The sequence below is a fragment of the Arthrobacter sp. AL05 genome, from assembly GCF_029960715.1.
GTDB lineage: Bacteria > Actinomycetota > Actinomycetes > Actinomycetales > Micrococcaceae > Arthrobacter.
This window is the reverse complement of the sequence record NZ_JASBRC010000014.1, coordinates 1-6942: the sequence shown is the minus strand read 5'-3', so window position 1 is coordinate 6942 and position 6942 is coordinate 1. Positions and strand designations below refer to the sequence as shown.

The window sequence follows — 6942 nt, the reverse complement described above, 5'->3', positions numbered from 1 at the left end:
CTAGCCTCGCTTCGCTTCGGCCAGGGAACCCTGCCGGCGTGGGCCCACCCACCGGCACCGCATGTCCGACGGCGGTCCTCCCTACTGGAGGGCCGCCGTCGGGCGTTAACCTAGCAGCTACGCCCCTTCGTTAGGGTAGGCGCCCTCAGTACGGAAGAATTGGGTTATGACCGAGGAATACCGAAGCACCGAGGAAAACGGTGCCCAGTGGCACAACGAACCTACCGATTACGGGCAGGTCGGCAAGCTGCCCCGGTTTGAAGCCGCCAGCGCCAATGACAGCAAGGGCGCCGTGGCCTCAAGTTCGCTGAGCATCACCGCCGCGGCCACCGAACCGGAGCTACTGGACCTGCCATGGCACATCGCGCTGGAGGATTGGCCGGCCGAATACCTCGCCGCGCTCCCCCGCGGCATTTCCCGCCATATTGTCCGCTTCGCCCACCTTGGCGGGTCTGTGATCGCCATCAAGGAAACGTCGGAGCACGTGGCCCGCCACGAGTACCACATGCTCCGCAAGCTCGCCCGGCTGGACGTCCCCTGTGTGGAACCAGTCGCCGTTATCACCGGCCGCACCACTCCCGAGGGCCGGCCGCTGAACCCGGTGCTGGTCACCCGGCACCTGAAGTTCTCAATGCCGTACCGCGCCCTCTTCTCACAGATGCTCCGCAAGGACACACTCACCCGCCTCATCGACGCCCAGGCGTTGCTGCTGGTCCGGCTGCACCTGATCGGGTTTTATTGGGGCGATGTCTCGCTCTCGAACACACTCTTCCGCCGCGATGCCGGCGCGTTCGCCGCCTACCTGGTGGACGCTGAGACCGGCGAGCTGTATCCGGATCTGTCCACCGGCCAGCGCGAATACGATCTGGAGATTGCCAGGGTCAACATCGCCGGTGAGCTGATGGATCTGCTCGACGGCGGCCTCATCGAGGAGAAGGTGGACCCGGTGGCCACGAGCGAGCTCATCATGGACAGCTACCGGCGCCTTTGGACCGAACTGACCGAGAAGGAATCGTTCGAAATCGGCGAACGCTGGCGGGTAGCTGCCCGCATCCGTAAGCTCAACGAGCTGGGGTTCGACGTCGAAGAATATGCGATCAAAACGACACAGAACGGTTCCACCATCCAGCTCCAGCCCAAGGTGGTCGACGCCGGACACCACCAGCGCCGGCTGCTGCGCTTGACCGGCCTGGACGCCCAGGAAAACCAGGCCCGGCGGCTCCTGAACGACATGGATTCCTTCCGCGCCGACAACAATCCCGGAATGGACGAGGAATACAGCGCGCACCTGTGGGTCAGCCAGATCTTCGAACCTATTGTCCGCTCCATCCCCCGGGACCTGTCCGGGAAGCTGGAGCCGGCCGAGGCAGTGCACGAGATCCTGGAGCACCGCTGGTACATGTCGGAGAAGGAGAACCGGTACATCCCGCTGGCTGAAGCCGTGCAGTCCTACATTGAGTCCGAACTCCGGCACCGCCGGGACGAAGCGGCCATTATGCTAAACCCGGACACGGAGCTGCTCAAGATACTGGAGATCGAAACGGAGGAATCCCGCTACGGCGCCGACGATTCCGAGGACTAACACCCGCCGTCCCACACCCAACTAGCTTGCAGTAAACGTCGTTTTCAGCGCTCAAAACGGCCTTAGCTGCTAGTCAGTTGGGCGGTACGCCTTGTGGCGCGTATGTGCTAAATTGCCTTGCCCGGGTTCAGGATGCCGGCCGGGTCGAACAGCTCCTTGATCCTGCGTTGCAGTTCACGGACGGGCTCCTTCTGTTCCAGGCCCAGCCAACGCCGCTTGTACTGGCCGATCCCGTGTTCACCGGTAATGGTGCCGCCGATGGCAAGTGCCACCGTGATGGATTCATCCAGGGCCGCTCCGAGCCGCTTCATGGCGTCGGCGTTCACGGCCCCCTCCGCCCGCTCCACCCAGAAGGTGGGGTGCAGGTTGCCGTCGCCGGCGTGCGCCACCACCTTCAGCTTGACCCGGTGTGCCGCCGCCATGGATTCCAGGGCTTCCACGTAGTCAACCAGCCGTGAGCGCGGGACGGCGACGTCCTCACCCACGCGGTATTCGTCGTCGACCTCCACTCCGCGGCTGTTGCGCCGCAAGTCCACCAGCTGCTCCGCCTCGGCGCTGGCTTCCATCGTCACGATGGCACCTCCGGAAGCGAGAACCGGCCGGATGGCGGCAGCTTCCGCCGTTGCGCCGAACCCGTCGGTCTGGATCAGCAGCAGGGACCGGCCCCGGGAGGAAAGGTCCGAGCCGTGGACCTCATCGAGCTGGGCCAGGGTTCCGCTGTCCAGCAGCTCCATAATGGCCGGCTGGATGCGTGCCTTACCCACGGCGAGGACACCCGCAGCGGCGCTGCGGAAGTCCGGATAGAAGGCGGCGATCGTGTGCACGTCCAGCGGGAGGTACTTGAGGCGGACGGTGATGCCAACAACGATTCCCAGCGTCCCCTCCGAGCCGACAAACAGCCCGGTCAGGTCGTAGCCGGCGACGCCCTTGAACGTCTGATGGCCGGTGTGGATGAGCGAGCCGTCCGCCAGCACAACGTCGAGCGCGAGCACGGAGTCACGCGTGACCCCGTATTTGGCGCAGCGCAGCCCGCCGGCGTTTGTGGCGACGTTGCCGCCGATTGTCGACATTTTGAAGCTGGCAGGGTCCGGCGCGTACATCAGCCCGTGGACTGCTGCCGCGGTGTTGAGGTCTGCGTTGATGACCCCGGGTTCGACGACGGCCGTCTCGTCGTCGGGATTAAGGTCCAGGATGCGGTTCATTTTTTCCAGGCTGAGCACGACGCAGCCCTTGGTGGCGTGCGCACCGCCGGAAACACCGGTCCCTGCGCCGCGGGCCACGAGCGGGATGCCGAGGGCGGCGCAAGCCCGGACGGCGTCCTGAACGTCTTCGACGGATTCGGCTCGAACGACGGCCAGCGGCAGCTGATATTCCAGCACGGGTCCCTGATCCACTGCATAGCCGGCCAACGTGGTGTCATCCAGGGCCACTTTGGCGCCCAAGGCAGAAGTGAGCTCGTCAATGATGCTCATGCGGTCTCCAGTTCGTCGATTCCAGCCTTCAGTCTAAGCCGCGGGTTCAGGCGACCCCGGGGGCCGGAGCGCACTGGCCAAAGTTCCGCCGGGTCGTCTCCACCCACCATTGATCTGCAAGCGCTTCCACACTTCGTCGTTCTGTGACTAAGGAACGTCACAATACCGGCGGATACCGGGCCGGCGACGACCGAGTCAGAAAGATCCCACCCAGAGCGCAAAACCGCAGTTCAGCGCCCTGAGGGGTATATCGAGCTAGTGCGCCCTCCCGCAACCGCAGCAGAGACCGCCCGGCTTCCGGCTGGAAGCGTTTTCATTTCGCCCGTGCCGCCCCTACTATTACCGGCATGTCCGTTGATTCAGCACTCGCAGCCCCCGCCGAACTGGCCGGGACCCTGACCGGCCCTTTGACGCCGGTACACCCCGAAGATCTTGTCCCCGGATGGTGGCGCTCGGCCGTCATCTACCAGGTGTACCCGCGATCCTTCCGGGACCTGAACGGCGATGGCATCGGCGACCTCGCCGGGATTACCGCGGAACTTCCCAAGTTGGCTGATCTGGACATCGACGCCGTTTGGCTTTCGCCGTTTTACCGCTCCCCACAGCGTGATGCCGGTTACGACGTCAGTGACTACTGCGACGTTGATCCCCTTTTCGGCACGCTGGCTGACTTCAATGCCATGATGGCAGAGGCGACGCGGCTTGGCCTGCGAATGATCGTCGATCTGGTGCCCAACCACTGCTCAGACCAGCACGTTGCCTTCCAGGCCGCCCTGGCAGCCTCCGCCGGCAGCCCGGAACGGGACCATTTCATCTTCCGTGACGGCCTCGGAACATTCGGCGAAGAACCGCCGAACAACTGGCAGTCCCACTTCGGCGGGCCCGCCTGGAGCCGGATCACGGAACCGGACGGCACCCCGGGGCAGTGGTACCTGCACTTGTTCGATACCTCCCAGCCGGACTTCAACTGGGACAATGACGCCGTGCATGAGGAATTCGAACGTGTGCTGCGCTTCTGGCTGGACCGCGGAGTGGCCGGCTTCCGGGTTGACGTTGCCCATGCCCTGGTGAAAGCACCGGGCCTGCCGGAATGGGGCGGCCGCGCCGACGGCAACAGCTGCGACGGCTATCCCGGACACGATGCCCCGATGTTCGGCCAGCCAGCCCTCCACAACATCTACCGCAGATGGCGGCAGATCCTGTCCGAATACGGACCGGATCGCATCCTCTGCGCCGAAGCGAACGTGGACCCGCTGCCGCGGCTGGCCGACTGGGTCCGGCCGGACGAGATGCACCAGGCATTCAATTTCCCGTATCTGCACGCCGGCCTGGACGTCCACCGCATGCGCGGCATCATTACCGAGTCCCTGACCGCGCTGGACTCTGTCGGCGCTCCCAGCACCTGGGTACTCTCCAACCACGATGTGGTCCGGCACGCCACCCGCTTCGGCTACGACGGCCATGCGCCCCGCGACGGCGACGGGATCGGCAGCTTTGATCCGCAGCCGGACGAGGTCCTGGGCCGTTCCCGGGCCGCGGCAGCCTCTATGTTTATGCTCGGGCTGCCGGGCGGCGCCTACCTCTACCAAGGCGAAGAGCTCGGCCTGCCGGACGGGATCAACATCCCGGACAACCAGCGGCAGGACCCTACGTTTGCCCGCACCGGCGGCGAAAGGCTGGGACGGGATGGCTGCCGGGTGCCGCTGCCGTGGCGGACCGCAGAGCCTCACGCCGGCTTCGGCGACGGAGCAGCCCCCTGGCTTCCGCAGCCCGAGAGCTTCGCGGGACTGGCGCGAGATGCGCAAGCCGCCTCCCCGGCCTCGCACCTGAACCTCTACCGGCGTATGCTGGCCGAACGCCGCGCACTGGGGCTCGGACGGGGATCGCTCGCCTGGGCAGAGGCCTGGTGTACCGACACCTGCCTGGCCTACGTGAATGGCACCACCCTGGTGCTGCTCAACGCCGGGCGGGAATCGGTTGAGCTGCCTGCCGGCCGGGTGCTGATCCGCAGCGGCCAGCGCGAAGCGGGGGACGGCTTGGAGTCAGCTGAACTGCCTGCCTCCGGGCATCGGTTAAGCCCAGGGGAAGCCGTTTGGCTGGAAATCAACCTCGAGGACGCGGAGAGCTAAAAATGCCCGGTATCAAGGCCGTCGCAGAGCGCGCTGGCCTCTCCATCGCCACCGTTTCGCGGGCCCTGAACGGCAAAGGCAATGTCTCGGCCCGCAGCCGTGAACTCGCCCGGACTGCCGCGGCCGAACTCGGTTTCGTTCCCTCGTACCACGCCTCCAGCCTCGCCTCCGGGCGGAACCACAACGTCGGCGTTGTGGTTCCGTTTGTGCACCGCTGGTACTTTTCCGCGGTGTTGGAAGGCGTCTCTGCGGCCCTACTCGACGCCGGGTACGATCTCACGCTGTACAACGTCAGTGTGGGGCAGGAGCGCCGGCAGAGCGTGCTGAACGACTTTCTGCTCCGCAAGCGGGTGGATGCGGTGATCGCGGTCTCCCTGAAACTCAGCGCGGCCGAAATCCAGCAGCTCCTCGCGATCCACCGGCCCATTGTCGGGATCGGTGGACCGCTGCCCGGGACCTCGACCATCCGGATCGACGACGCCGGGATTGCCCAGGCCGCAACGCGCCACCTGATCCAGCTCGGCCACACCAAGATCGCCCATCTGACCGGCGGCTCCGCCTACGAGCGGGACTTCCGCTTGCCGGGCACCCGCCAAGCCGGCTTCCAGAAGGCCATGATGGACGCGGGCCTGGCGATCCGGCCGGAGTGGCAGGTCTCCGCCGACTTCACGATTCAGGGAGGCTATACCACCGCCCGGCAGTTGCTTGGGGGTTCGGCGGACCGGCCGACAGCGGTATTCGCGGCGTCCGACGAAATGGCGATCGGCACGATTCTTGCCGCCCGCGACTTCGGCCTGAGTGTGCCACACGACCTCTCGGTGATCGGCATTGACGGCCACGAACTCGGTGAGGTCTTTGGGCTCACGACGATCGACCAGGATGCGCGTGGCCAAGGTGCACTGGCGGTCGGGCTCCTGCTGGAAGGGCTCGACGGCGCCGGGGGCGCCGGCGCGGCGGGGGCGCCGGGGGCGGCGGGGGCAGCCGATACCGAGTATCCGACGAAACTCCTGATCCGTTCAAGCACCGCCGTCCCGCCCGGCAACACGGAGCCACAGCGTTAGCACACGGTCCTCGGCCCGGCTGCCGCGTTCCGCCCGGCTACGTCGCCCATGACCAAGCGGTTGGGTCAGGCAACCCGGCTACTCAAGCGTCGGCGCCACCCATAAAGCGCACAAACCGGTCCAGGACTTCAGGCCAACCAGCTGCACAATCCAAGCGTGTTGCGGCCGGGTCCTCGGCTCCTTCCCAGCCGCCGTGCACGAGCCGAACCTCCGTTCCGTCTTCCACTGCCCGGAACGCGACTCGCAGTTCCGTTGACCAAACCGCCGATGACCCGGGGTGCCAGCTGGCGTGGAAGGACATGGGTGGCTGCCAGTCATCGATGGAACCCCAGACGGCCGTCCTGCCGTCGTCAGCGGTCTCCAGGATGAGGTTCTCCTCAAACTCCACATAGGAGCCAGCGCCAAATACGCCGTGGTTTTCCAGCGGCCACCAAAGGTGCGTGTGCTCGGTGAAACCAACAAAGGCTCGGGCGACTGCGCCGGGGACAATAACGGTAAAGACGACGGGATCGAAGCCGCCTGACGTTTCCTGCTCCGCGGTCCCGGTGGCGTCCGCGGCGGCGTGGCTGAAGAGGTTATCCATGGGCACCAACTCTACCCTCGGACCCCTGCCGGCCGGCCTGCGGGCACCAATGTTCCCGGTGTGGGTGGGGGTGTTTTTGGGTGGGGTGTTAAATGCGGGAGGACCCCCAACGTGG

At 65.8% G+C, this 6942-nt stretch carries 5 protein-coding genes; 3 read left to right on the top strand and 2 right to left on the bottom strand.

What is annotated here, in order from left to right; all coding sequences use genetic code 11:
• The first annotated feature begins 166 nt into the window (after positions 1-166).
• Entirely contained in the window at positions 167-1582 is a 1416-nt protein-coding gene (locus tag QK287_RS15285; protein WP_226776318.1) for a DUF4032 domain-containing protein, read from the top strand.
• A gap of 107 nt (positions 1583-1689) precedes the next feature.
• On the opposite strand, the gene QK287_RS15280 is transcribed toward QK287_RS15285, so the two are convergent.
• Positions 1690-3054 (bottom strand): FAD-linked oxidase C-terminal domain-containing protein, encoded by a 1365-nt coding sequence (locus QK287_RS15280; RefSeq protein ID WP_282360651.1) that lies wholly within the window; start codon positions 3052-3054, stop codon positions 1690-1692.
• Positions 3055-3401: 347 nt separating this feature from the next.
• Here QK287_RS15280 and QK287_RS15275 point away from each other — a divergent pair, with 347 nt between their 5' ends.
• Positions 3402-5183 (top strand): glycoside hydrolase family 13 protein, encoded by a 1782-nt coding sequence (locus tag QK287_RS15275; RefSeq protein WP_226776316.1) that lies wholly within the window; start codon positions 3402-3404, stop codon positions 5181-5183.
• A gap of 2 nt (positions 5184-5185) precedes the next feature.
• On the top strand, positions 5186-6244 hold the full coding sequence (locus tag QK287_RS15270) for a LacI family DNA-binding transcriptional regulator (protein ID WP_282360649.1): 1059 nt from the start codon (positions 5186-5188) through the stop codon (positions 6242-6244).
• Positions 6245-6326: 82 nt separating this feature from the next.
• Here the strand turns inward: QK287_RS15270 and QK287_RS15265 are convergent, their stop codons facing one another.
• Positions 6327-6827, bottom strand: coding sequence for an SRPBCC domain-containing protein (locus QK287_RS15265; protein ID WP_282360646.1), 501 nt, complete (start codon positions 6825-6827; stop codon positions 6327-6329).
• Between the last annotated feature and the right edge of the window lie 115 nt (positions 6828-6942).